This window comes from Methanosarcina sp. UBA411 (assembly GCF_002495725.1).
GTDB lineage: Archaea > Halobacteriota > Methanosarcinia > Methanosarcinales > Methanosarcinaceae > Methanosarcina.
Genome location: NZ_DAGK01000017.1, coordinates 37,247 through 61,890, shown reverse-complemented (window position 1 = coordinate 61,890; position 24,644 = coordinate 37,247). Strand labels below are relative to the sequence as shown.

23 protein-coding genes are annotated in these 24,644 nt (G+C 41.2%); 10 read left to right on the top strand and 13 right to left on the bottom strand.

Annotated elements, in window-relative coordinates:
- Positions 1-141 precede the first annotated feature (141 nt).
- Positions 142-930, top strand: coding sequence for a helix-turn-helix transcriptional regulator (locus BP861_RS06810; RefSeq protein WP_292373798.1), 789 nt, complete (start codon positions 142-144; stop codon positions 928-930).
- A 71-nt stretch (positions 931-1,001) separates the two neighbouring features.
- Positions 1,002-1,925, top strand: coding sequence for a ribose 1,5-bisphosphate isomerase (locus BP861_RS06805; protein ID WP_292373796.1), 924 nt, complete (start codon positions 1,002-1,004; stop codon positions 1,923-1,925).
- Positions 1,926-2,005: 80 nt separating this feature from the next.
- On the opposite strand, the gene BP861_RS06800 is transcribed toward BP861_RS06805, so the two are convergent.
- The 4 genes from BP861_RS06800 to pyrH form a co-directional block, all read right to left on the bottom strand.
- Positions 2,006-2,770, bottom strand: coding sequence for an ABC transporter ATP-binding protein (locus BP861_RS06800; protein ID WP_292373794.1), 765 nt, complete (start codon positions 2,768-2,770; stop codon positions 2,006-2,008).
- Entirely contained in the window at positions 2,763-3,878 is a 1,116-nt protein-coding gene (locus tag BP861_RS06795; protein WP_292373791.1) for an ABC transporter permease, read from the bottom strand. The genes BP861_RS06800 and BP861_RS06795 overlap by 8 nt, the downstream gene beginning before the upstream one ends.
- 81 nt (positions 3,879-3,959) lie before the next feature.
- Entirely contained in the window at positions 3,960-5,162 is a 1,203-nt protein-coding gene (locus BP861_RS06790; RefSeq protein WP_292373789.1) for a hypothetical protein, read from the bottom strand.
- Positions 5,163-5,463: 301 nt separating this feature from the next.
- Positions 5,464-6,165 (bottom strand): UMP kinase, encoded by a 702-nt coding sequence (gene pyrH / locus BP861_RS06785; protein WP_292373787.1) that lies wholly within the window; start codon positions 6,163-6,165, stop codon positions 5,464-5,466.
- A gap of 189 nt (positions 6,166-6,354) precedes the next feature.
- Between pyrH and larB the strand changes: the two genes are divergently transcribed.
- Both larB and larC read left to right on the top strand, forming a co-directional pair.
- Positions 6,355-7,155 (top strand): nickel pincer cofactor biosynthesis protein LarB, encoded by an 801-nt coding sequence (larB, locus tag BP861_RS06780; RefSeq protein ID WP_292373785.1) that lies wholly within the window; start codon positions 6,355-6,357, stop codon positions 7,153-7,155.
- Positions 7,156-7,216: 61 nt separating this feature from the next.
- The gene (larC, locus tag BP861_RS06775) at positions 7,217-8,407 is read left to right on the top strand and encodes a nickel pincer cofactor biosynthesis protein LarC (protein WP_292373783.1); all 1,191 of its coding nucleotides are present in this window, start codon (positions 7,217-7,219) and stop codon (positions 8,405-8,407) included.
- Between the two features lie 185 nt (positions 8,408-8,592).
- On the opposite strand, the gene asd is transcribed toward larC, so the two are convergent.
- From asd to BP861_RS06755, 4 genes are all read right to left on the bottom strand, one after another.
- On the bottom strand, positions 8,593-9,621 hold the full coding sequence (gene asd, locus BP861_RS06770) for an aspartate-semialdehyde dehydrogenase (RefSeq protein ID WP_292373781.1): 1,029 nt from the start codon (positions 9,619-9,621) through the stop codon (positions 8,593-8,595).
- 119 nt (positions 9,622-9,740) lie between these two features.
- Positions 9,741-9,923 carry an indolepyruvate ferredoxin oxidoreductase subunit alpha gene (locus BP861_RS06765; protein WP_292373780.1) on the bottom strand — a complete coding sequence of 61 codons (183 nt, stop codon included), beginning with the start codon at positions 9,921-9,923 and terminating at the stop codon, positions 9,741-9,743.
- Positions 9,924-10,160: 237 nt separating this feature from the next.
- On the bottom strand, positions 10,161-10,469 hold the full coding sequence (locus tag BP861_RS06760; protein WP_292373778.1) for a hypothetical protein: 309 nt from the start codon (positions 10,467-10,469) through the stop codon (positions 10,161-10,163).
- 149 nt (positions 10,470-10,618) lie between these two features.
- Positions 10,619-11,707, bottom strand: coding sequence for a CobW family GTP-binding protein (locus BP861_RS06755; protein WP_292373776.1), 1,089 nt, complete (start codon positions 11,705-11,707; stop codon positions 10,619-10,621).
- Positions 11,708-12,535: 828 nt separating this feature from the next.
- On the opposite strand from BP861_RS06755, the gene BP861_RS06750 reads away from it, so the two are divergent.
- Positions 12,536-13,531, top strand: a complete 996-nt coding sequence (locus BP861_RS06750; protein ID WP_292373774.1) for a radical SAM protein — start codon at positions 12,536-12,538, stop codon at positions 13,529-13,531.
- Positions 13,532-14,875: 1,344 nt separating this feature from the next.
- Here BP861_RS06750 and BP861_RS06745 read toward each other — a convergent pair.
- Both BP861_RS06745 and BP861_RS06740 read right to left on the bottom strand, forming a co-directional pair.
- A complete protein-coding gene (locus BP861_RS06745; protein WP_292373772.1) occupies positions 14,876-15,679 on the bottom strand; it encodes a 2-amino-3,7-dideoxy-D-threo-hept-6-ulosonate synthase in 804 nt (267 codons plus the stop codon).
- A gap of 183 nt (positions 15,680-15,862) precedes the next feature.
- A complete protein-coding gene (locus BP861_RS06740) occupies positions 15,863-16,378 on the bottom strand; it encodes a deoxyuridine 5'-triphosphate nucleotidohydrolase (RefSeq protein ID WP_292373770.1) in 516 nt (171 codons plus the stop codon).
- Between the two features lie 227 nt (positions 16,379-16,605).
- On the opposite strand from BP861_RS06740, the gene BP861_RS06735 reads away from it, so the two are divergent.
- Both BP861_RS06735 and BP861_RS06730 read left to right on the top strand, forming a co-directional pair.
- The gene (locus BP861_RS06735; RefSeq protein WP_292373768.1) at positions 16,606-18,744 is read left to right on the top strand and encodes a DUF2341 domain-containing protein; all 2,139 of its coding nucleotides are present in this window, start codon (positions 16,606-16,608) and stop codon (positions 18,742-18,744) included.
- Between the two features lie 207 nt (positions 18,745-18,951).
- Positions 18,952-19,635, top strand: a complete 684-nt coding sequence (locus BP861_RS06730) for a flavodoxin family protein (protein WP_394339165.1) — start codon at positions 18,952-18,954, stop codon at positions 19,633-19,635.
- Between the two features lie 64 nt (positions 19,636-19,699).
- Here the strand turns inward: BP861_RS06730 and BP861_RS06725 are convergent, their stop codons facing one another.
- Positions 19,700-19,822, bottom strand: coding sequence for a hypothetical protein (locus tag BP861_RS06725; RefSeq protein WP_292373766.1), 123 nt, complete (start codon positions 19,820-19,822; stop codon positions 19,700-19,702).
- A 57-nt stretch (positions 19,823-19,879) separates the two neighbouring features.
- Complete coding sequence (locus tag BP861_RS06720; RefSeq protein WP_292373764.1) at positions 19,880-20,347, bottom strand: hypothetical protein; 468 nt, start codon at positions 20,345-20,347, stop codon at positions 19,880-19,882.
- 287 nt (positions 20,348-20,634) lie between these two features.
- Here BP861_RS06720 and msrB point away from each other — a divergent pair, with 287 nt between their 5' ends.
- The 3 genes from msrB (at position 20,635) to BP861_RS06705 (ending at position 22,278) form a co-directional block, all read left to right on the top strand.
- On the top strand, positions 20,635-21,066 hold the full coding sequence (gene msrB / locus BP861_RS06715; RefSeq protein WP_292373935.1) for a peptide-methionine (R)-S-oxide reductase MsrB: 432 nt from the start codon (positions 20,635-20,637) through the stop codon (positions 21,064-21,066).
- Between the two features lie 39 nt (positions 21,067-21,105).
- Positions 21,106-21,273 carry a hypothetical protein gene (locus BP861_RS06710; protein WP_292373763.1) on the top strand — a complete coding sequence of 56 codons (168 nt, stop codon included), beginning with the start codon at positions 21,106-21,108 and terminating at the stop codon, positions 21,271-21,273.
- A gap of 363 nt (positions 21,274-21,636) precedes the next feature.
- Positions 21,637-22,278: an HAD family hydrolase gene (locus BP861_RS06705; RefSeq protein WP_292373760.1), complete on the top strand. Its 642-nt coding sequence runs from the start codon at positions 21,637-21,639 to the stop codon at positions 22,276-22,278.
- A gap of 1,087 nt (positions 22,279-23,365) precedes the next feature.
- Here BP861_RS06705 and mtaB read toward each other — a convergent pair.
- Positions 23,366-24,644, bottom strand: a 1,279-nt coding sequence (gene mtaB, locus BP861_RS06700; RefSeq protein ID WP_292373759.1) for a methanol--corrinoid protein co-methyltransferase MtaB, incomplete at its 5' end; no start/stop codon positions are given.

Genomic DNA, 24,644 nt, shown 5'->3' with positions numbered 1-24,644 from the left:
AAGTAATTTATAATTTTGCGATGATTAACTAATTATTTTCAGTATCTATTAGGTTTATGTTAACAGTTAACGATTTTCAGAATAAATATCGTTGCTAAATGGGGAAGATATTTATCAAGTATCTGCATATATAGCAAAAACATGAACAGCCCGCTTCTCGAATTGATTTTCCTCTCCGAAAAAAGGAAAGATCTTCTTTTATTTTTGAAGGATGGGCCAAAATCAATCTCAGAGATTAAAGAAAGCTTGGATGTAGGCCTAGTAGCAATTCTCCCTCAACTAAAAAAGCTGAGGGACAACTCCTTGATTTTTAAGAGAGGTGACATTTACAGCCTGTCTCCTCTTGGGATAGCGGTAGCTGGCAGAATGAAGCCAATGACGGATATCTTAACTGCTTTCGGAAGCAAATACGAATACTGGGCAAACCACGCAGTTGAGGTCATACCCTATCCTTTGCGAGAAAGGATTGGAGAGTTGTCTAGCTGCAAGTTTTCCGCCCCTCCTGACAGGACATGCCTCTTTGAACCTCATAAGGAATTTGTGGAATACCTTATGAAGTCAAAAAAAATAAGCGGTATTGCATCGGTTTTCCATCCTCTTTATCCATCTCTTTTCCTTACTTTTGCAAAAAAAGGAGCGGATGTTTCTCTTCTTGTAACTCGCCCGATTTATGAAAGAATAAAAGAAGAGTACAGAGCCGACATAAGTGAGTTTATTACATTCGAAAATGCCAGTTTTTACGTTTACGACAAAAAAATAGAACTCGCCTATGCTGTTACCGACATATTCCTTTCCCTTACTCTTCCTTTTTCGGACGGCACTTACGACCATAAAGAAGATGTCCTGTGTTTCGACTCGGTTGCCCTTCAGTGGGGAGAAGACCTTTTTGCTTACTATAGGAACCTCTCTGAAAAAATAACTGAGATCTGAATTTCTTCGAGGGCAACCCCCGGAACAGCCGGAAGATAATTATAAATTGCACCCCCACTATCACTTATACTATGCAAAAAGTTCAGGAAACCGCAGAAAAAATCCGGACAATGGAGATCCGGGGCGCAGGCAGGATTGCAAAAGCTGCTGCTGAAGCTATCAGGGACTATGCCGCAGGGCTGGACGTAGCTTCAATGGAAGAGTTCAGTGCCAGAATAAAAGAAGTCTCGAATTATCTCATCAGTACTCGCCCGACTGCCGTCTCCCTCCCAAATGCTGTAAAACTCTCTTCAAAGTATTCTTCGGCAAATGTGGAGGAGGCAAGGCAGGAAATCATTAAAAACGCCAACCTTTTTATTGAGAGAGCCGACAGGGCCCTTGAAAAAATCGGAAAAATCGGGTCAAGAAGAATCCGGGACGGGGACGTTATTATGACCCACTGCAACTCCCATGCTGCTCTTTCGATCATCACTACAGCCTTTGAAGCCGGAAAGGATATCTCGGTAATTGCTACCGAAAGCCGCCCCAGGCGCCAGGGCTTATTGACGATCCGCCACCTTAATGGTTTTGGGATCCCTACAACCCTTATTGTGGATTCTGCGGTGCGCTATTACATGAAAGATGTGGATAAGGTTATCGTAGGTGCCGACGCGATTGCAGCTAATGGTGCTCTTGTAAATAAGATCGGAACCTCCCAGCTTGCGCTTGCAGCTCATGAGGCCAGAAAAAGTTTTATGGTAGCTGCCGAGACCTTCAAGTTTAGCCCGAGCACGATTGTCGGAAACCCTATAGAAATTGAAGAAAGGGCTTCAGATGAAATCGTAGATCCTGCGCTTATTTCCGATCTCGCTCACGTGCAGGTAAGAAATCCGGCTTTTGACTTCACCCCTGCCGAATACATAGATATGATCGTAACAGATATCGGAATTATCCCTCCCGCAATGGCTTATACCGTTATAAAAGAGCATCTGGGCTGGGAGCTTGGAGAAATTTGAGCAGCTTGAATTATTTTTTAATTTTTAGCCAGTTTTGATTTACTTTTTCCTTGATTTTTTCATCCTCTCTTCAGCTGATTTTAGCTATCTTTAATAATCCCATCTGTAATCCTGAGCACCCTCGAACACTCCTTTGCAACCTCAGGGTCATGCGTCACAACAAGAATTGTCTGCCCTTTTTCGCTCAACTCTTTAAAGACCCGCACAATCGAATCCCTCGTTTTGCTGTCCACCTCCCCAGTGGGCTCGTCAGCCAGGATAACCGCCGGCTTATTCGCAAGTGCCCTGGCAATAGAGACTCTCTGTTGTTCCCCTCCTGATAATTCGGAAGGCTTATGGGAGAGCCGGTCTCCAAGGCCAAGTTCTTCGAGCAGCTTTCTTGCCCTTTCTCCCCTTTCTTTTTTTGGCACCATGGAAAAACGCATGGAAAGCTCAACATTTTCAAGCGCAGAAAGGGTTGGGATAAGGTTATAGTGCTGAAAAATAAAGCCTATTTTCTCTCTTCTCACGCGAGGAAGTAGTTTTTCAGGTACCGATGTAAGGTCTATTCCATCAAGGATAACTTTTCCATCCGTGGCCTTTTCAAGTGTTCCGATCAGGGCAAGGAGAGTTGATTTTCCGGAACCTGAAGGCCCCATTATCGCAAGAAGTTCCCCTTTTCTTACGGTTATGCAGGCACAGCGAAGGGCATGGACAAGGATTTTACCTTGGGAATAAGTTTTGGAAAGGTTTTCAACCTGCATTATGATTTTTTGTTCTTTGTTTACTAAATTGCTTTTATTCAATTCTTTTTCCAGCTTTTCCGCAGTTTCAAGCCCGTTTTCTTCAATTCTGATTTCAGGCATGCTTCAAAGCCTCCATCGGGCTCATTTTTGAGGCTCTATACGCAGGATAAAGCCCTGAAAGCGCACCTATCAATAAGGCGAAGAGCATAGCAATTACAAGAAGTCTGGGCGTTATCAGGAAAAGCACTATCCTTGTATTTGCAAGCCAGGCATTCATAATATAAACAGCCACGGAACCTACAAGAATTCCAAGGATCCCGCCAAGAAAACCCATACATGAGGCTTCCCCTAACGTAAGAAGTAAAATATCCCGGGTTTCGGCCCCGATGGCTTTCAAAATCCCGAATTCTCTTGTCCTCTCTGTAACGGACATTAACATAGTATTCATCACGCAAAGCCCGCCTATGATTGCTGCAAGGATCCCTGAGCTGATAGTTATCACGCTGAAAATCATAAAGGATTGCCTTGCCTGCACCTCAAGCTCGTCGGGAGAAAGGGTGCTTGTACCTTTAACGCTCAATTCTATGCGCTTGGAGAGCACTTCTGCATCCACCCGCTCATCAGGAACTGCAAAGATATAGGAAACCGAATTGCCTACATCGTAGAGATCCTGCGCAGTTTCAAGAGGTATGATTACCGCATTGTCAAAAATCGAGCCCGTGTAGTCCAGAATTCCTACAACGGTAAAATATTTGTCATGAATCTCAAACTTGCTCCCTATCTCGAGTTGATATTCCCTTTTAATGTTGCTTCCGACAACAACATTGTATGAATCCCCTGGATTGAGGAAACGGCCTGCTTTCAGCTCCACTGGATAGAGAGCAACGCTAGATTTTTCCGGGGGCACACCAAGGATCTGTTTCCCGGTCATTCCCATTTTGTCCTCATCAAAAGTAGTCATTAAAAGTCCATACGCATCTTTTACCCCTGCCACCCGAAGTACATCGCTCACCTTTTCGTCCGTGAGTCCTCCTCCAAAGACTCCACTTTCGGCAAAGACCCGGATTTTATCACTGGTCACACTCATGGAGCGCTCAAAGGTCTGGTGGAAATTCTCGGACATGGCGCCCATAACTATAACTGCAAAGATTCCAAGGGCAATCCCGCAGACTGTCAGTGCACTCCTGACTTTCCTGTTCATTATATTTCGGATGATGAGGTCAAACATAATGATCCTACATTCGAATTTTACATGGATTTAGCTATCAAGTCAAGAAAGCTTTCAAGGTTCTCAAGACTGTCAAGGCTTTTAGGGCTTCAAGGCTTTCAGGAATTTTATTTTTCCTTTCCTTACAAACAAGATTCCAGCACAGAGAAAGGTTCCCAGAACCGTGAGAAAGCCAGAGGCTGGGGATTTTTCTACAGGGCTTGCTTCGGCCACGGGCTCAAAGATCCTGAGAACAGTTTCATGGCTGTCAAGAACTTCTCTTTCGGAATTCAGCACATAAATCTTTACATTATAATCTCCCTTCGGGACTCCTTGCCATATTATTCCTACTGTATCTTCTTTTCCCGAAGTCAGGATGTCCGTGGTCTCTTCAAAAATCTTTCCTTTCCCATTTTCAGGTGTCAGCACAACCCTTACAAGCCCGTCAAAAGGCACCTGGGATTTTCCTACAATAGTAACACTGGCTCCGTATTCATCCACGTCAATATCCCGATCAATAATTTCCACCTTTTCTTCGGCCCTGAAATTCGATATATAGGCTGCGGTGACATCAGGAGAATGGGAATGAACCTCCAAAAGAGCAGTATAGTTTTTATTGTTCTCAAGCAGGAAAGGCCAGTAACTTGCATTATAATAGGTGTTTGTAATAGGGATATTCTTCTGCTTTTCAGAATACACAATTTCCGTGCCTGAGAGAAGCTTAAGGTCAAGGTCGATCATACCGGGCTCAGGCAGCTGTATACTCCCAAAATTCGTAGGACTTGTGAGACTCATCAAAACCGATGCTTTCTCAGAATCTGCGGAAAAGTCCACAAGTTTAAGCTTTGAAAGAATAGGATTTCGGTCGGAAAATGAAAGTTCTCTAAAAGCAAGGTTTTCATTCCCGTTTTTCACAAAAACCTGCACTGTATAAGATTCCCTATCTTTTCCGAAATCCTCCTCAATTCCCCAGAACAGGACTTTTGTGACTTCCTGTCCTTTCTCCACAGACCCAAGAGGAAAGGTTTCCGATTTCAGCAGTTTCTTCTTCGAATTCAAAGTAAAAACAAGAGAGGCGTTTTCAAGAGGCTGCTCAAACCGAACTGTAGCATCCGCGAGCTCATGGTCCGAGAAAAAATCTGTGATAACGACATCTTCCTGCCTTTCCTCTTCAAAGGCTGCACTATTTACTGCTGCGAAAGCAGGGCTGAGCTCAGCACAGAAGATGGTCAGGAATAGAAGCATGGAAAAAAAGCGAAAAACAAATCCTTTATTAAAAGAACTCTTTTTTTCAGGCAGGTTCAAGCCCGGTTCCTCCTCCCGTTCAGAGATTTCAGGACAGAAATTTCAGGAAACTGGCTTTTTAGGAATCCTAAACTCTAAACCGGTACTTCCGTCTGTTTTCTGTTATTGGGATATATGTCGGAACCTCTATGTTTAAGTTTTCATCTTCTGTAAATATGAAGATTTTAAACCAAGCCTTTTCAAAAAAGGCTTGAGCGAAAACGCTATTGTCGGCATGATTAACCGGTGCAGTGGTTGAGCCTCAACCGTTGTGCTTGAACGAAAAACCGTATGAGATTTGGGTCTTAAATTGGTCTGAACTTTATACCTTTGTTGTAATCCAGGTTCCGCAGGGTATTGGAGATTTTTTGGCTGCTTCTCCATTGAGTACTTCTCCAAGTACGGCAGGGTCCCGGGCATCCATGACAAGAGCATCGAGTTTGCAGCGTTCGATAATTTTTGCGGCTACAGGGTCAACAGGGGATTTGGAGCCTGCTTTCATCTCGATTGCCATGACTATGTTTATGAGCTTCGCAGGAGAGATTTTGTCGTACTTTACTGCCGAAGGATCACAGTTAGGGTCTGCGGAATAAACTCCGTCAATCGAGGTTGCAATTGCCAGCAGGTCTGCTCGCAGAAACTCCGCAAGAATTGCAGCAACAGCATCCGTGGTCTGACCGGGGATAACTCCTCCCATGACAACTACCTTTCCAGGACGCATGGCCTTTGCAGCTTCCAGATAATTTGTCGGGATTTCAGGACAGGCATCGGGCCCGAGGGCTGCAGCAAGCAGGCGTGCGTTAAGGCGAGTAATTTCTATACCTATATAGTCGCAAGTTACCTCGTCGGCGCCAACTGCCCTTGCAGTGTCGATGTAATTCCGTGCTGCTTCTCCTCCGCCGGCTACCACAAGCAGAGTATGTTTTTTCGAGAGCTTCCGGAGAACGTCCGCATATTTTAAAAAACGATTCGGGTCAAGGTTTTTTGCGAGAATTGAACCGCCTAATGAAAGTATTATGAGCATGATGATCTCTACACATTAACAATTCGGATTTTTAAATGTATCGCTGAACACTTTTTGTTTAAGTAACCAAAAATCCCATATAACGAGAAACCCTAAAGACCCCCAAACCAATAAATTCTTGCTTGACCACTTATTGTTTAAGCTCATGATTATTTAAGGCAGATAACTCTTTTCAGTGCAGGGTGGTATATGGATCTTACTGACATACTTAGAGCTGTTAAAGACGGAAAAATGGATCTTGAGAGCGCAGAGCAGCAGGCTCGAGGCCTGGGCTTTGTCTCCTATATGGACATAGCAAAACTTGATTCCCACAGGAAAAGCAGAACAGGAGTAATCGAGGCTATTCTTGCCGACTGTAAAGCTCCTGACGATGTGGTAGAGATTGCGAGGGTCATGGTTGCTGAGAGCAAAAGAGCCCTTATCACGCGGGTTTCGCCAGGGCATCTTGAAGCCTTAAAGCAGGTCTTTGGTGAGGATAAACTTGAGTGGAACAGCAGGGCACGTACTGTTGTTATCCATGACGGTACGCCTGCTCCAAGAACCGGCGGGATAGTAGGAATCGTTTCGGCAGGTACGGCCGACATCCCGGCTGCGGAAGAAGCTAAGGTTGTAGCATCAGAAATGGGCTGTGAGACAGTTGCAGTTTATGATGTGGGGGTTGCAGGAATCCACAGGCTTATCCCGGCAATGGATAAATTAAAAGCCATGAGGCCCGGAGCAATCGTGGTTGCAGCCGGAAGGGAAGGAACACTTCCCACAATAGTCTCGGGATTAGTTGACGTACCTGTAATCGGGCTTCCAGTTTCGACAGGTTATGGAGCAGGCGGAGGAGGAAAAGCTGCCCTGCTGGCAATGCTCCAATCCTGTTCCACACTTGCAGTTGTGAATATCGATGCAGGCTTTGTTGCGGGAGCATATGCGGCTAGGATCGCAAATATGATTGCGGCAGCCTACACACATGGCAAGGAAGAAGGGACAGGCCAGAAATGAGAGTAACAGGGTAATAAAAGGGAATAAACAGGAAAGAAATTGAAATGCAGGAAGAAATCTTATGAAAGCACTTGTATTCAACCCTTTTTCCGGGGCAGCAGGAGATATGATCCTTGGATGCACTCTCGATCTCGGGGCTGACCGTAAAACGGTTAAAGAACTGATAGAAGCTTCTGTCGATGTATCCGTGGATATAAAAGAAGTTATAAAAAAGGGAATAAAAGCCCTGGATGTTAGGATAAACGTACCTGAAATAGAGCCAGTCCGTACATATCCGGAAATTATAGATGTGGTAAAGGCTGCAAAGCTGCCCGCGCGTGTGGAAGCAAGTGCCCTTGATATCTTTTCGAAGCTGGCCGATGCCGAAGCTTCAGTTCACGGGCAGCCTGACCTTGAGAAGCTTCATTTCCATGAGGTTGGACAGAGTGATGCTCTTGCCGATATAATCGGCTCTTCAGCAGCTATCCATTCCCTTAATTGTGATGCTGTTTACTGTACTCCTATAAATGTGGGAAGTGGAACAATAGAATGCGCACATGGAGTTTTGCCTGTGCCAGCGCCTGCAACTCTTGAACTTCTTAGGAGAGGAAAATTCTATTTCAGGGGAGGAATTGAGCAAAAGGAGCTTCTAACTCCGACAGGAGCTGCTATTCTTGCCCATTTTGCAAGACCCATGGAAACTTTTCCTCATGGCAGGGTAATTTCAATAGGTTACGGAGCAGGGGATTCTGAGCTTGCCGGGCCCAACGTTCTTCAGGGAATATTATCCGAACTTGATTCCTGCCTGATTCCGGATATAATTGAGGTTCTAGAAACGAATGCGGACGATGTGAGCGGGGAAGTCTTAGGTAACCTGTTTGAGGAATTGCTTGCTATGGGAGCAAGGGATGTTGCAATTCTCCCGGCAACAATGAAAAAAGGCCGTCCTGCCCATATTATCAAGGTCATTGCAAAGCCTGAAGACACTGCAAAGCTCGCTCGAAAAATCATTATCGAAACAGGATCCCTTGGAGTAAGAGTTATACCTACCCGACACAGGTTGATGGCTGCCAGGCGGATAGAATCAGTTAAGTTTGAGGTCGAAGGGCAAGTGTATGAAGCTGCGGTCAAGATCGCCAGGGACTCTGAGGGCATACTACTCAATATTTCTGCTGAGTTTGAGGACTGCAAGAATATCGCAAAAATGAGTGGCGTCCCTGTAAAAGAGGTTATGAGAAAAGCAGAAGAGGCTGCAAGAAAGCTTTTCTCATGAAATTCTCAAAAGACGAGAAAAGTAAAACTTAAAAGTAATAGTGGAAAGTAAAACTGAATAGTAAAAATAAGTAGTGAAACTGAATTGTAAAAATAAGTAGTGAGACTGAATAGTAAAAAACTGGAAAGTAAAAGCCTGAATCTCTGAGGCTTTTACTTTTATTTCTCTATCTTTTTTTGCTCAAATCAGAGTTTACCCATGGAATGCAGGAGTTCCGCATTCAGCACACTTGCTCCCGCTGCTCCGCGAATGGTGTTATGTCCCATTGCGATGTATCGGATTCCTTCTCTTATGCGGCCTACTGAAACACTCATGCCTTTTCCCATATTGCGGTCAAGACGTGGCTGAGGCCTGTCGACTTCGTCTCTTACTATTAAAGGTCTTTCAGGCTCGGAAGGAAGTTCTTTAAGTCTGGGGTCAAAGTTCAGGAAAGCTTTCCTTACTTCTTCAGGCGTCGGTTTATCCCTCATTCCGGCCCAGATGGCTTCTGTATGTCCATCTATAACAGGGACTCTGTGGCAGGAAGCACTGACTCTCATATCTGCAGGCACGATTTCAGAGCCGTTGAAATCTCCGAGAAGCTTTAAAGTTTCAGTTTCTATTTTCTTTTCTTCGCTTCCTATGTACGGAATTATATTATCATAAATTGCCATCGCGGCAACTCCGGAAAAACCTGCCCCTGAAATCGCCTGCATTGTGGCTACCTGTATGGTTTCGAGTCCAAACTGCATAAGAGGCTTTAAGGTAACGGTCATGACAATTGTGGAACAATTGGGATTTGTAATAATATACCCATCCCATCCCCTAGAATCCTGCTGGACTTCGAGAAGGCCAAGATGTTCTGGGTTTACCTCGGGAATCACGAGAGGAATATCCTTTTCCATCCTGTAAGACGAGGCATTGCTTGCCACTGCAAACCCGGCTTTTGCAAATTCGGGTTCTACGGTCTGGGCAAGGTCTGCGGGAAGTGCCGAGAAAACCACATCTGCATCTACGGCTTTCGGATCTACCGGGACGACTTTGATATCTTCAACGCTTTCCGGCATAGCTGTGTCTAACCTCCAGCCTGCAGCTTCTTTATATGTTTTGCCGGCGCTTCTCTCGGATGCTGCAAGGGCTGTAATCTCAAACCAGGGGTGGTTTGCAAGTGCTTCTACAAATCTCTGCCCGACAGCGCCTGTGGCGCCTAAAATACCCGCTTTAATTGCTACCATCTAAAAAGCTACCTCCGGAAAGATAGAAATGATCAGTAATAGTGATTGATTATTAATAGTGATTAATAAAAAGGAAAAAGAAAATTGGAATAAATAGATTATTCCAACTGATTACCGTTTTACTCTTCTACTTTAATTGCCTGGTTCGGGCATGCCTCTTCGCATGCACCACATTCTACGCATTCGTCATTGTCGACTACTGCGATTCCCTTTTCTTCATCAAGAGCAATTGCATCATTGGGGCATTCATCGACACAGGTTCCACATCCGGAACATTCATCTGCATTAACTGTTGCTGGCATATTTATTCACACTCCTTTTGATTGCTCGATATATACCTGGAAATTAAATAGGGCGTTTTTGAAACTTCCATAGGATATCGAAAAGTTTGGTCATAACGCCATTGACAAGACAAACATAAAAACTTATCGCTTTTTAACAAAAGGAAGATTTCTAAAATCAGGATGGAGTTAACCATCAGGAAACTAGAAAATCTCATTGAAAGTTATAAAATAAAGGGAAAATTGAAAAAAGTTTATTTAACATACCGAATCATGCATAGCAATTCCGGCATCAGTAAGGTGGTACGTTCCTTCTTCAAGTTTCAGGAAGCCTTCCTTTAGCAGGAAATCCATGTGGAACTTAAAGAAGAAATCGTTCAATCCGGATTCTTCTTTTAATTGTTTTTCGGTCTTTCCAAATATCCCAACAGTCCGGAGGAGCTTTCTTCTTGCAGGATTTATGGAAACTTTTTCCATCATCATATGTTCCAGCTTGACAGCTTCGCCTTCGGTAGGCTCGCCTTTTTTTTCAAAATAGGCGTCAAGTTCATCTATTTCCTCGTTCATGTCAAAACTCCATTATTTCTTGTATTATTAAAACTGACCTTTTTTTAAAGAGTTCCGAAAAGAATAAGTGTGATTGTAACTCTCCTAGTTAAGTCACAGGTTTCTACCATAGCTTTAAATTTAGCTTTAAGTTGAGTTTTACACTTTTTTCATTCATTTTTCCTGTATATATTAATCCTGCATATTTGCTCATGTTCGTGCTCATCATGATTATCAGTATCATGCTTTTTAATTTCTTTTTCAAAAGCGATCCCTGATTTCTCAAGATTCTCTTCAAGAGCACATTCAATTATCTCTATGAGTTTATATTTAGGGACCTTTGTAACTGCGGAAAGCAGCCTGAGTTCTGTTTTCTCACTTTCCAGATCCGGGATTATCTCTACCTGAGGTACTTCTTTAGAAGATGTTATACTGCCTTTAACCACAGATTCCGGGGATTTCATGGAAAGCTTTACATGCCCTACAAATTCAGGATTAATTCCCCGTATCCTCTCCTGAACGATCTGAAGATTTTTTTCTACGAAACGTACACTTTCTTCAGGACTGAAATCCAGCGATTCGAGGGTATAGAGAGCTGAATAAGCCGAGACTTCGGAAAGCTCAATGGAATTTTTCTTTTCCTGAGAAGGCTTTTTAAGCCCTGGAACAGCGAGATGGAGAAGTAGTTTTTCGAATTGATCATCTTGATGTTTTGCGGAAAATTTTAGAATCCTGGCTTCTGGGTTCATCTCGTGGAGCATTTTTTCAGCAGCAAGGACAGTTTCTAAAGGCGTTATATCAATCTTGTTTATACAGAGAATTTCAGCTTCTTTTATCTGCGTTTCTATAAACCTTGGGATCTCTTTTGCTTCGGTCCCAAACCTGCCAGGATCTAAAAGAGTTACTATCGGGGCAAAAGAGATCTCAGAGAGCCCCATTGTTTCTATCTCTTCCCTTATCTGCCCCGGGAAGGCGATTCCTGTCGGTTCAATAATTACAATGTCAGGTGCAAACTCTTCCTCAAGGGTCTGAAGGGTATACTGCATACTTATCCTGAGTGTACAACAGATGCAGCCGCTTGTAAGTTCCTCAGTTACAATGCCAGGACTTGTAAGAATATCTCCATCAAGACCAATTTCTCCTATTTCATTTACAATGATTGCAGTCTTTTTCCCTGCGTCACTGAACTGCTTGCTGATTCGAAGTATAGTGGTTGTTTTCCCGCTTCCGAGAAAACCTCCTATAATCATGACTTTCATGTCTCTCTCCTTTTTTCGCACAATAAAATTGTTTTTGAACGGTCTGAGGAATATAATCTATTTTATGGTATATATAAAATAGCAGGAATGGTCGATCTGATATGTGAGGTAATTCAAAAGAAGATCATGATATGATCTGATATTGAAAAATAGATTGCGTTCTCATCAAAGAACCTGGAAGTTCCGAACGGCTTTAAGAGATTTTGTTTATCTGGGAAGAGATACTGAGGTACTAGACTCACGGGTTGCGAGTTTTAATTAATTCTCTTTCAGTTTTTCCCCTTACTTGTGGAGTAGATATTGACGAGTGGGGTATTAAAGGGATGAGAACGCAATTTATACTACACGCTTACAGTATTTAATATTTTTAACACACAATGTTATTCTATTATCAATATATTAACACATTGTTATAATTTTAGTCCATTGTTCTAAGCTTATATTATTTCTATAACATTATCTTATGCCTGTATATATGGGGCTTCTGCATCTTATTTTCATTCTTTATGTTTGAGGTTTGGTTATATTTAAGTCTTAAATAATCTTTTTCTAGGCCTATATATGAGAAAATCAGTTTTATGGACTGAAATGCCTACAAAATCTGACTTTCAGATTTTAGGGGACTTAAGGCAAGGTATGGGGTAAGGTCTAGGAATTTTTCTTATGGTTTTTAATTGGTCAAAAACAATTTAATTTATATAAACAGAATAATTTATATATCTCTTAGTAATGATGAGAGAAACAAAAGGAGTTTCAGAACTATATTTATTTGTAATCACCTTGTAATTACCTTGTAATCCTTTTGTAATAGCTATGAGGAGCATTTGCATGCAAAGCAAGTCAATTACGCCGGAAATAAAAGCTTTCCTTATTTCCATAGGTTCGGTTTCCGTAGATCCCTCGCTTATCCCACGAGCTCGGGGTTCGACTGCGGGTCCGGGGGCAGGTACAAGTTCAGTTTTCTTCAGATCTGGAGACAAACGGGTAAGGCTCAGCATAAAAGAAGACTCTCCTCTTTCAATTCTAAAGGTTCAAGACGAAGGATATGTTGGGATTTTCTATCAAGGAGAAGAACTTGTGCGAGGGAAACTTGAGCCTGCCTCTGCGCACTGTCCTGATCAAGCTTTTATAACTCTTTGTGAAAGGTGTGTATTTGACTGCAAATATTGTTCTGTTCCCAAATTGCAGGGGCATGTTAAAAATGAAGAGGAAGTTCTGAGCATAATTGATGAGGTTTTGCAAGCAGGAAATCTGAAAGCTATTTCCCTTACCTCGGGCGTTGAAACCTCAATAGAAGGAGAGGTTGAACGAGTGCTCAAACTGCTTCCTGCTCTCAAAAAGTACAATGTTCCTGTTGGAGTTTCGGTGTATCCTACTAAAGGTTGCTCCAGAAAATTCTATGAAGCAGGAGCTTCTGAAGTCAAATACAATGTTGAAACTATGGATCGTGAAATCTTCAAAACAGTCTGTGGAGACCTTTCCCTTGATTATATTCTGGATCGCCTCAGGGAAGCTGTCGACGTTTTCGGGAAAAACCGGGTTTTCAGTAATTTTATAATAGGCCTCGGAGAAAGCGACGATTCTGTAAGGGATGGAATTGAGACCCTTGCAAAAATCGGAGTAATTCCTGTTCTGCGGCCGGTAAACCCGCATCCTCTGAGAGCTGGATATTGTTTTATGGAACGGCCGTCCCCTGAACGCCTTCTAAAGCTTGCAAAACTTGAAGCCGAGATTCTCAAGAAATATGGGCTGGATCCAGGGCTTGCAAAAACCATGTGCCTGAAATGTACAGGCTGTGACCTTGTCCCTTTTATTGATTTTTAATTTCTACTTTGGTTTTATTTTTTTGTTTAAAAGTTGATTTTTTTCTCAAAGAATTCGTCTTAAATAGGACTTGAGCACTTGGGTAGTAAAACCAAGAACAACAGACGTTTCTGTTAAACCTATATTTCAGGAAACTAAAGATCTTTTAATTCTATTGATCTCCATTTCAACCATATAGGTTCTACTTTTTCTTCTAAGAGGGACCCCATTATTTCTATTGGAAACTTTTACGGGTTAATTTTTTATTACTACTTATTATTTCATTTTTTTCTTTTTTATTTCCTTTCTATATATTTTTCAGTTTGTCCTTCGAGTTTTTATTTTTTATGTGAAATAGATTCTGTTTTCTTTTTGATGCGGCTTTTAAAAATTCTAATGTCGAATTTTATTTCTTATAACTTATTTACAGTTAGCTTACTGTGCTTAAATATTTGTTTCCTTATTCGCATTCACTCTCATCTTTTTATTTTTCGTTCCTGAAAATTCAAGTGCCCCATTATTTCCACTGGAATCTATGTGTTAACAGCCGATTTTTCCTGAAATATATACATAACCCAAGTTTAACCAAAGGTCTTTCCGGCAAGCACAAAAAATCTCTCGAGAAAAGTTCCTGAATAAAGTTCCAGCCTTATGAAAATTACTTTCTCTTATTCTGAATTTTCTCTTTTTTAAGTCTGCTTATCTTTTTCTGTTCATTTGCCGTCGTGGCTTTTATTTTTGCCCTGTATATCATTCCTGAATCAGTGATTTTTAAAGTAATTTACTCTAAGTAATGCTCCTGAAAGCTATTTGTTAAAATTATAACTTTAGGGCTACAGGAGTACAAAGAAAGTATGTAAGTCCAGCTTTGAGGATGTAAGTTCAAAAAAATAATCAATTATATAAATTTTTAAGGGATACTTTAAAGATTTGGCTCTCAAATGAAAACATGTTTAGATAGACTCTAAGCTAGCAGCTTTAAAAATAGGAAATGAAGAAATTTGATTTAGAAACTGGAATTAAATTTAAAAAATATGAAAAGAGATTTTAAGTGAATAAAGGGCTTGAAATTTAAAATATTTAATCCAAGGATGTTTCATTCTTAAGATCTAACTTGAGTTTTACTCAGGTTCCTTGTTTTTTATTTACGGCGTCTATTTATCCTTTATATTTTCGAAGAGTTTCTCTCTATAAAGAGTTTCTCCCTATAAGAAAATTCTAACCCTTTTATTCCCACTGGAAATATTGAAATCGATTTCCTCTGACCTTATCCTCTCTGTTCAAATTTTAATTTTTTTCTTTTCTGCTTTTTTCAAATCCTGTTTTTATTTTTCTTTTTTATTTTTCCTGTCAGACCTTTAACCTTCAGGCTTGCTTGCCTAATTTCGATAATTCTTCTGCACTTACGCCCTCGTGAACTACTTTTGCAATCCTCCGGACAAGACCTGTTGGGTCCTGAGACTGGAAAACATTCCTTCCAATGGCAACACCCCTTCCTCCGGCTTCGAGGGATCCTTCGATCATCTCCAGCAGTTCCTGTTCAGAGTCCATTTTCGGGCCGCCTGCGATAATTACAGGTACAGGGCATCCGTCAACTACTTCTTTAAAAGTTTCAGGGCTTCCGGTATAATTTGTCTTGACTATATCGGCTCCGAGTTCGGCTCCGATTCTAGCTGCATGTTTTACGACATCCACATCATATTCAGAGCGAACCTTTTTTCCGCGTGGGTACATCATTGCAAGGAGTGGAATTCCCCATTCGTCGCACTTTCCTGCCACATAGCCTAGCCCATGTAGCATCTCATACTCGTCTTCAGCCCCTATGTTTATATGAACGGATACCGCATCGGCTCCGACTTTTATAGCTTCTTCTACGGTTGTTACCAGAACTTTATGGTTAGGATCAACGGAAAGAGAAGTTGAAGCTGACAGGTGGATTATAAGACCAACATCATGTCCATACCCTCTATGTCCGTATTTGGCAAGTCCCATATGTCCGAGCACGGCATTTGCCCCACCTTCTGCTACCCTGTTTACAGCTTCCTGAAGGTTTTTAAGTCCTTCAATTGGACCTGCACCAACTCCGTGGTCCATAGGAATAATAATCGCGTTACCGGTATTTCGATTGAATATACGTTCCATCCTTACGGATTTACCTATTGCATTCATAGCTGCATATTACGAATTTGATGATATATATTTTGTCAGTATATTTCTGAGGACCCAAATATCAGGGTTTCTTTTGCTCACTTCCCACGAATCTAATACATGAGCCGGAGACTAAATAGCTTAAAAAATAGTTTATAAAAAGTTTAAAATAATTTAGAAAAAGCTTAAAGACTTTTTGATAACTTACTTTGTATTCTCGTTCTGATAGATCCCTGAATACCCTTTTTCTACTTCCGTGTCCAGGGTATAGAATAAAAGCTGCATAATTCTGGCGTCTTTTTTCAGCCTGAAGCCTGCAGTGTTGTAAACTACCAGCATCGACTCGCTACGGCCCCTGTATCCTGCATCCCATACCGCGGTTTCAAGGGTAGCTCCGCAGCGAATAAGGGTTGACCGCGGCTTTGCAATTGCAGCCAGGTTCATGGGAATATTTACAATCTCATTGAAAAGCACCTTGTAAATCCCAGCAGGCAAGTGAATCCAACCGTCGCTCTCAAATTCGAGTTTTTCCCCATCTGGAAGCTTTCTCTCTGAATTATCAAAATCCACAGCTCCAGAACCTTCTATTGTTTTCACTTCTTTCAGGGTAAGTTCAAGTCCGTTAGGCTGGATCTGAGTTTCTATATCAATGGCATTTTCAAGCAAAGGAGGTTTTGCCTGTATAAGTTTTCTCAGTTCGTTGCTGGATAGAAGCGTCATTGGAACCGTAATTGCAAAGGTTCTTTATTACTGTTTCGGATTTATCTCTGTGGATTTTATTGTTTTTTTGATTTTCTTTTATTACAATTACTAATATCATTGTCTTTATTATTTTAGACAGGAATTTATGAAAAGATTTATTCTTTTCAGGAAAATAATCACTATCTATCAAGATTTTCATATTAATGCTCAATCGGGTTTAATAAAGAGTTTACGAGAGGCTTTGAATGATAGCAAAAAGATCTATTGTATACGTAATTTTCTCTGTATTTTTCATCTTTTCAATAACAGGCTGTGCCTTGGCTGCTACGGGCACGTCGGATCTTTCCACAAAAGAAAATTCATGGAATTGCTCCAAGGAAATCCTAATTACTGAGAACACCGGTAAAACCCTACAAGGATACCCTGTCTCTGTTAGTTTGAACTCTTCTAATTTTAACTTCTCCGAGGCAAAAAATGACGGTTCAGACATTCGATTCTCCTCAGGAAATAGAACGCTCAATTACTGGATCGAAATCTGGGACCCTGAAAATGAAGAAGCTCTTATCTGGGTCAGGCTTCCGTCTCTCTCTGCAAATCAAACCGGTAAGATCCTCATGAGGTATGGAGACCAAGAGGCTGAAGCTATGAGCAATGGAGAAAAAACTTTTGACTTTTTTGATGATTTCGAGGGCAATAACCTCAACGAGCTTGACTGGAACGCTGAAAGTGCGGGAGGAGGCCTGGTTGAGGTTAAAAATGGGATCTGTAATGTCTCAGCTCCAAAGGTTCATGCATATGATTCCTCTATGATCTACAGCAAAGAAAATTTTGAAATTAATTCTATTTTTGTGGTCAAAAGAATGAAAGTCACCACAGGTGATGACAATAGAGGGCCTGTGCTGCAACAGGGTTTCATAGACCAGGTCGACAGTAGAAAAAATCAGATCAAGCATGAGACCGAGCTTGCCAATGAAAGCCGCGTAGACCTGGAGACAATTTACAGGAAGGAAAAAAATAATCTATATGATCTCACTGACGTCAACGTTCCTGAAGGAGAGTGGTATGTCTCAGGAATTGCCTGGTATGAGGAAAACGATACCCGCAAAGTATCCTGGTTTAAAAATGGTGTCCGTGACCCAAGAATGGACTTCGCCTCAAACGATTCGATAACCAATTTCCCAATGCATGTTTACCTGTATGCTGCTTCCTACAAAGACGCCTCGAAGAACACAGGCTATATGGCAGTCGACTACGTCTTAGTTCGGAAATTTGTCGGAACCGAGCCCACGGTAAAAATTATTTCGGCTCAGGGAGAAGGTAACGTTTCTTCAGAAAGCGTTTCTGAGAATAACTCTAAAAACTCATTGAGAGATAATTCTGAGAATATCTCTGAAAATAATTCTGAAAACATCTCTGAAAATATTTCCGAGCCTCAAGCCGATCTTGAATCCGAGATAAATTCCGAAACTTTCGCTTCTGAGGAAGCGGCTCAAACACAAAAAAATCTGAGTCAGAACAAGACCGGCACTCCAGAACTCTCATTCCCTGAATACAAGACCGGAATCTCTGGAATTAGACTTTCTTCCCCGTACGGGTTCGATTTCTATTCCCTGGTAAATGAACTTAACTCCTCGGGAATAGATACGATTTTCCTTAGTGTAGATAGCGAAGACGTATGGCAATACGAGCGCTTTGTGAAAATGGCCCATGAAAAAGGAATTTCCGTACATGCCGTGATTCTGGAAGATGTAAATTGCACAAAAACGGGAGCTGGTAACCTCTGCCAAAATTCTCTTGATACAGTACTTGGTTATAATGAAAAGTCCCTTGCTCCTTTTGATGGGATAGAGATCTACATAAACTCGTCTGCCTGGAAAGGTTCTGACGAAAGCGAAATCTATTACAAGACACTGTTTGAAACAGCCAATAAAGAGGCCGAAGAGAACTTATCTATCTCAGCAAGCCTTCCACTTAATTATACTGCATCTCATATGAAGGAAATTGCTCCTTTTGTCGATTCATTTGTTATAAGGGCTTATCCCGGTGAAACTGGAGAGCTTAATTCCGTTTCAGGTATTGTTGATGTCATTGCCCTTGAAATGGGAGAGATAAGAGGAGCGGGTTCAAGAGGAATAATAGAAATCTCTGTTGAAGAAGGCTTTATGGATAAATATTCAATACAGAAACTTTTTGCCGGTCTCGCAGATTATTATTCCAATGATTCAGCTTTCATGGGCGTCTCTATCTTTAATTACAATACCTATAAAGAACTGCCTCGAACAGAGCCAGAAGAGAAGGAGTTTCCAATTCCCGGATTTAACGCCCTCCCTGTAATTCTTGCAGGGCTTGGAGCGTTCGCCTTTTTAAAAGTAAAGAGGAGTTAAATCCAAAAATTGAGAGAAACTGAATTAAAAAAGAAATTAGAGCAGGGAAGAACAGGACAAAAGCTAAAAGAAGCATAATTCTTTCTTTTCTGTCTCCTTTTAATTTTTTATCTCTTCATTCTCTTTTTCTTATCTTTTTTCATCCTTTTTTTCTTTTCCTGATGGTTTAATGAGACAACTTACTTTTTAGATAAGAGAAATCTTTTTATGTTAATCGATCATTTATACTTTAGCCAATTTTGCATAAAGTCTGGATTTTTTATACATTTAAACGGGGGTTCTAGCATTAAAATTCTTGGATTGGTGGGTAGTCCTAATATCAATGGAAACACTGCAAAGCTTGTAAATGCAATTCTCGACGGAGCTGCTGAAAACGGTGCAGAAAAAGTAATTTACAATCTAGCTTCTCTAAATATTAAGGGTTGTGATGCCTGCTGCAGATGCCAGGAATCTGGTTGCTGTGCGATAGATGATGACATGCAGGAACTTTACCAGGAAATCCAGGCTGCAGACACTGTTGTACTTGGCTCTCCTGTTTACATGTGGCAGATGACTGCCCAGACTAAACTCTTTATCGATCGCCTGACAGCCTTCTTGAAACCTGATTTTTCGAGCCGGCTTGATAATAAAAAACTTATTCTTGTTTTTTCCCAGGGAAGTTCGGACAGGGATGCCTTCAAACCATATTTTGAATATACAGCCGGAATTCTCTACTACCTCGGTTTTGATGTTTTAGAAACCATTATTGCTGCTGGCACGGATAATCTTGAAGTCTCCTTCAGGCCCAGACTGCTTGAAAAATCAAGAGAGCTCGGAAAATTGGTCTCGACTACTCATCTGTCTGGCCCTGAATTTAGAAGAGGCGAATCAAGCTTGATCCCACTTATATGATTTCTCCCCTATTATTTTTCTTTTTACTTCCAATTTTTACCCTTTTAAGCCTGCTTTATCCCATTTAAATCGTTTTTCCTTCTAAGATTTTTCTATCAACTTCAACTACGAATGGATGTTTAGGAATAAACTTCGAGTTTTTCTTGAGATTTTCAACCATTTTTCCTTCATTATGTTTTGGTATCACTTATCTTTACCCATGCTTGTTTTTCATTACTTTTCCTTGCAATCTTCTACGTATTATTTATCCATTCGTGCTATTACTGGAAAAAAATAGCTTGAAAACTACGAAGATAAAGATAAATAGCCCAAATCCTATCTGGATAAGGACTTTTCCACGCTCAATAGGCTCTTTTTTGGCTTTAACAGCTCCGTAACAGACCTGACCCAGTCCAATTCCGGTGGGAAAGATTAGAGCCCACATATAGATCCAGCTTTTCAAATTTCCTGTTGTGTATTGATAAAGGAGAACCAAACCAAGCATGTTAAATGTCCAGCTCAAAGAAGCAAGCCATTCTCCTAGTTTATTTTCGGATTCCATAGCTGTAGCAAAGAAAAACATTCCAATTACTATGAGATAGAACGGCAGGATAAACTTTCCAAGGTTAATTTGTTTAAAAATGATAACTACAAAGACTGCTGCAAGAAGTATAAAAATAAATGCAGCGGTTATTATACTGTAGTCTTTCTCCCTTGTCAGATTGTCTCCCATGCTGACTCAAACCAACAAGTTCTATTCCAAGACATTATTTTATACCAAATATTATATAATTCCTTTTTATTTATTATCTCTATCTGACTACCGCACTTTATAATAAGCTACTTTTGTCATTTTATTTCTATGCGTATAATTTTTATTGGATCTCTATAAATGTAATTTATCATTTTATTCCATACACATACATTGACTCTACTTCTGAGTTCGCAATTGGTTTTTCCTGTATCGAAGAAACAGTAATATTTCTAAAACAACTACTTACATTCATAGGGGGTTTACAACTGGCACAGAAAGCAATCGAAAGATCCGAAGAAGAATGGAAAAAGGTACTCACACCTGAGCAATATCATGTCCTGAGGCAAAAAGGTACGGAAAGGCCTTTTTCCGGCAACCTGTACTATAACAAGGAAAAAGGAGTTTACACCTGTGCTGCCTGTGGGCAAGAACTCTTTTCCTCGGACACAAAATTCGAATCCGGAACCGGCTGGCCAAGTTTCTATGATGTGATTTCGAGTGACAGGGTAAAGCTCAAAGAGGATACCAGTTATTTCATGAACAGGATTGAGGTAGTCTGTTCTCGCTGCGGAAGTCATCTGGGCCATGTATTTGAAGACGGCCCTGTACCAACCGGAAAACGCTACTGCATTAATTCAGTTTCTCTTAATTTCAAGAAAGAAGGTGAAGAAGGCAAGAAAGGCGAAGAAAGAAAGTAAGAAATTTTTTGATCAATCATAACCGTTGAGCTACAACCGTTGGCCGCAACCGTTGCGCTGTTTGATCACGCCTCCACGTCGTTTTCGCTCAAGCCTTTTTTGAAAAAGGCTTGTGATAATCTGCCGACCACCTCGTTGCTTGAATTTTCGCTCAAGCCTTTTTTGAAAAGGCTTGCAGGCAAGCAATTTTTTAAAAGCCGTAAATAAGTCTAATTCCATAAGTTACAGATTTTAAGGTTGGGGAGAGGAGGTTCAGATAAAACTTGAGACTGGAAAAGAAACATGTCGAGATAATTGTATCTTTAATCTTTTTAATTTCTTATCTTTTATTTTTCAATCTTTTATTCCTCATTGAGGGATTAGGCCCTTCTATCTACGCCCCAGGCACACTAATTTTTGCCCTCCTTGGGTACTGGCTAGGTGGTTACCTGTATGATAGGTATTTCAAGTGAAAAAGTCCAATCAAGGAAAAAGTATTCTGATTACTACTTGATATGTGTCTATATATAGATTTTTCTGAACTTGGGTTTTCATAATATTTATTATAGATTATAACAATCTATTGAATAGATGTTAAAAGCAATAATTTTTGATGTGGATGGGGTTCTTGTAGATTCCATGCGTTTCCAGGCCGACGCCTGGGTTAAAACCTTCAAAGAAATTGGTATTACCATAACTAGGGAGGATATTTACGAGCTCGAAGGCTCAAACAACAGGAGGTTAATTAAATCAATTTTTGAAAAGGTCGGAAGAGAGCCTGAGCCTTGGCATTTAGATCAACTGCCTGAGAGGAAACGTGAGGTTCTTGAGTTTGATCAGATAAAGCCTTTTGAGGGTATTCTGGATTGCCTTAAGGAGTTGAAACGACACTTCAAGCTCGCTATGGTTTCCGGATCTCATGTCGATACAATAAATAAAATTATTGATAAATATTTTTCGAACTGTTTTGAGGTCATAATTACCGGGAGCGACCTGGAATATGGGAAACCTGATCCTGACCCTTACCTTAAAGCCCTTGAAATGCTTGACCTGACAAAAAACGAGTGTGTAGTAATTGAAAATGCGCCTTTAGGGATAACTGCCGCCAAGAGAGCAGGGCTTTACTGTGTTGCAGTTGCAAGTATGCTTGAGCCTAAAAAAATAGAGCATGCAGATCTTGTGCTCGAAGACCATGCTGCTCTTCTCGATTATCTGAAGAGCCTCATTGCATGATCATAGATTTTTTCCAGATTGTTTTCTTCACTCAGCCAGGTTGGTAGAAGTATTGCGGAAACTGAAAAGAGTTTTCATAAATTTTTTCTCTAAACTCTTTTTCAAGCATTTCTCTTACAGCACGAGGCCCATCTAGTTCTCTGGCAAGTTTTCAAATTAACTATTTATGGAACAAATCACAGCTAAAGAATCTTAACAATTGAAAATAGGTAATATCAGGATCAGTATGTAAACTGAATATTCTCAAAGCTGAGCATTAGAATGCTCGTTTTGTAAATAATCATACAATTGAAATTTTTCTGGTAAAAATAGTCTAAAAACTTGAGCTTTATGATTTATTGGGCAAGTACTGGAACAGAGTTCATCTGTAAAATTTAACTTATTAGTTCTTAAAACGGGATCATTTTGAAAATTCAATAATTATAGAAAGAAAGTAACATGGGAGAGTTGTCTAAACTCCTTACTGATGGCACGGTTTTTTAGTCTGTTCGTATATTTTTTGTCCCACGCTACTAATTATCGATACTCCTCTCTTATATATATGTTTTTCCTTTTTCTATGTAATTATTAAATTAAATATGCTCTTCTTCTCTGGGAATATATTTTAGTCCTAATATTTAATTTTACTATATTACGTCAAAATTATCTTATTTTTGTAGTAATATTCTTTATATTAATTTAATTTTTGATTAATCTGCTAACTGGGTGAATCTCCCTCTGAACCTACTGCCTGAATCCCACAAATCTTCTTAAAAGATTTTGCCCGCAAGCTCAAAAAAGGCTTGAGCGAAAAAACCCCGCAAAGAAATGGCCGGCGTGATCAACCGGCTCAACGGTTGCGGCTCAACGGTTGCGTTTAAGAGTACTGGTGTATAATAAAAAGGAACTTTGTGTGAGTTTTCATGTCCTTGTGATTATAAGTTCTGGTTGAACTAAAACGCAAGTATATCAAAATTATAAGGGGTGCAGAGAATACAGAGGAGACACAAGTCATGCAAAAACAAAGGCCAAGACGGCGAGAAATATAAACGAATCTGTGTATTCTAAGCTAGTTCTCAAAAAGAAAAAGAGAACCGGAGGATTCGGCTTAGAAGCCGTAGTTCTCCGGCAGGAAGACTTTAACTTCACTCTTGTATTTTGTAAGACAGTCGTCCATGAACTTGTCCATGTCGTCTGGAAGAGATTCGAGAGCTGCCTTTGCGTCTGCGAGGGCTTTGGCTTCGAATCTGGAGAGCTCGAGCTTGTCAGCTGCACCTTCTTCGACAATCTTGCAACATTCGACTGCAGCGTTCTTTGCTCTGAGGTAGATATTGTCTCCGTCCTTTACAATTGCCTGACCGACTCTGTAGGCGTTGTCGTATGCAAGGACGTATGCCTGTGGGTCTCTGTATCTGTCGGAGAGCATAAGGAGGTCCCTGAGAACCTTGTCGTTCTTGGTTTCAAGAGCGGTGTTCATGAGAGCGCAGTCGTATGCAAGGGACTCGGACCAGCACTGAACAGTTGTACCGCCGAATTCACCGTGGTACTCAACAGACTCATTGGACCAGCAGTCACAGCACTGCATGACCAGGTTACCCATTACGTCAGAGTGGGCACAGGTTGAGGTTTTGCCTTCCATGGTCATTGGCATACCTGTGATGGCTTTAACAATGATGTTTTCATATCCACAGTCCTTACCAGGGCCGACAGCACCGCATTCATATGCAACGAGGGATCTGGGGGCGGAAATTGCCCTTGCGAGGATTGCGAGGGTGTGAGCAAGGTTCTTGTCGAGCAGTCCGCCGCCAATGAACATTGCAGTGTTTGCCTGGGCGCAGTCTGTGTCGCCTGATGCTACAGTTCCGGTCTTCTTTGCAATTGCTGCGATGTCGGACCAGATGAGTTCCATATCAATGGAACCGAGACAGCCGATTGAATAGAGCATACCAGCGATATCGTTTCTGAGAACTGCGTAGTCGAAAACTTCCTTACCACCCATGCTCTCAACGGCCAGAAGGTCAGCGCCTGCCTTAGCGCATTCTTCGAAGGCTTCGAGGAAGACAGAGTACTTGTCGCCTCTGAGCTGGAGGAAATCCCTGTTCTCACGGATGTCACCAATGGTGTGGCGGAGTGCGCACTTTATTCCGTATTCATCGTGGAACTCTTCCATGATGGTTTTCTGAGCGTGTGCAACTTCTGCTCCCCAGGAGGGGTTGTTGGACATCTGCTGAACGTGTTCGGTTTCGAGAATAACTGCTGGGAAACCAACCTGAACCATCCTTGACATAATGTCAGTGGTGATCCTCTCGTATTCCTTTACGAGTTTTTCCTTGGATGCACCGGCTTCAGGTCTTGGGGCATAGTTAATTTCAGGAATTGTGTAGCCT

What these genes read in the sequence shown, in the direction of transcription:
- BP861_RS06720 (WP_292373764.1), bottom strand. Translation starts at nt 20,347, where the DNA reads ATGGGAGACAATCTGACAAGGGAGAAAGACTACAGTATAATAACCGCT.
- BP861_RS06765 (WP_292373780.1), bottom strand. Translation starts at nt 9,923, where the DNA reads ATGCCAGCAACAGTTAATGCAGATGAATGTTCCGGATGTGGAACCTGT.
- BP861_RS06760 (WP_292373778.1), bottom strand. Translation starts at nt 10,469, where the DNA reads ATGAACGAGGAAATAGATGAACTTGACGCCTATTTTGAAAAAAAAGGC.
- BP861_RS06705 (WP_292373760.1), top strand. Translation starts at nt 21,637, where the DNA reads ATGTTAAAAGCAATAATTTTTGATGTGGATGGGGTTCTTGTAGATTCC.
- larC (WP_292373783.1), top strand. Translation starts at nt 7,217, where the DNA reads ATGAAAGCACTTGTATTCAACCCTTTTTCCGGGGCAGCAGGAGATATG.
- BP861_RS06810 (WP_292373798.1), top strand. Translation starts at nt 142, where the DNA reads ATGAACAGCCCGCTTCTCGAATTGATTTTCCTCTCCGAAAAAAGGAAA.
- BP861_RS06795 (WP_292373791.1), bottom strand. Translation starts at nt 3,878, where the DNA reads ATGTTTGACCTCATCATCCGAAATATAATGAACAGGAAAGTCAGGAGT.
- BP861_RS06730 (WP_394339165.1), top strand. Translation starts at nt 18,952, where the DNA reads ATGTTAATCGATCATTTATACTTTAGCCAATTTTGCATAAAGTCTGGA.
- BP861_RS06755 (WP_292373776.1), bottom strand. Translation starts at nt 11,707, where the DNA reads ATGAAAGTCATGATTATAGGAGGTTTTCTCGGAAGCGGGAAAACAACC.
- BP861_RS06805 (WP_292373796.1), top strand. Translation starts at nt 1,002, where the DNA reads ATGCAAAAAGTTCAGGAAACCGCAGAAAAAATCCGGACAATGGAGATC.
- larB (WP_292373785.1), top strand. Translation starts at nt 6,355, where the DNA reads ATGGATCTTACTGACATACTTAGAGCTGTTAAAGACGGAAAAATGGAT.
- pyrH (WP_292373787.1), bottom strand. Translation starts at nt 6,165, where the DNA reads ATGCTCATAATACTTTCATTAGGCGGTTCAATTCTCGCAAAAAACCTT.
- asd (WP_292373781.1), bottom strand. Translation starts at nt 9,621, where the DNA reads ATGGTAGCAATTAAAGCGGGTATTTTAGGCGCCACAGGCGCTGTCGGG.
- BP861_RS06740 (WP_292373770.1), bottom strand. Translation starts at nt 16,378, where the DNA reads ATGACGCTTCTATCCAGCAACGAACTGAGAAAACTTATACAGGCAAAA.
- BP861_RS06750 (WP_292373774.1), top strand. Translation starts at nt 12,536, where the DNA reads ATGCAAAGCAAGTCAATTACGCCGGAAATAAAAGCTTTCCTTATTTCC.
- BP861_RS06800 (WP_292373794.1), bottom strand. Translation starts at nt 2,770, where the DNA reads ATGCCTGAAATCAGAATTGAAGAAAACGGGCTTGAAACTGCGGAAAAG.
- BP861_RS06735 (WP_292373768.1), top strand. Translation starts at nt 16,606, where the DNA reads ATGATAGCAAAAAGATCTATTGTATACGTAATTTTCTCTGTATTTTTC.
- BP861_RS06745 (WP_292373772.1), bottom strand. Translation starts at nt 15,679, where the DNA reads ATGAATGCAATAGGTAAATCCGTAAGGATGGAACGTATATTCAATCGA.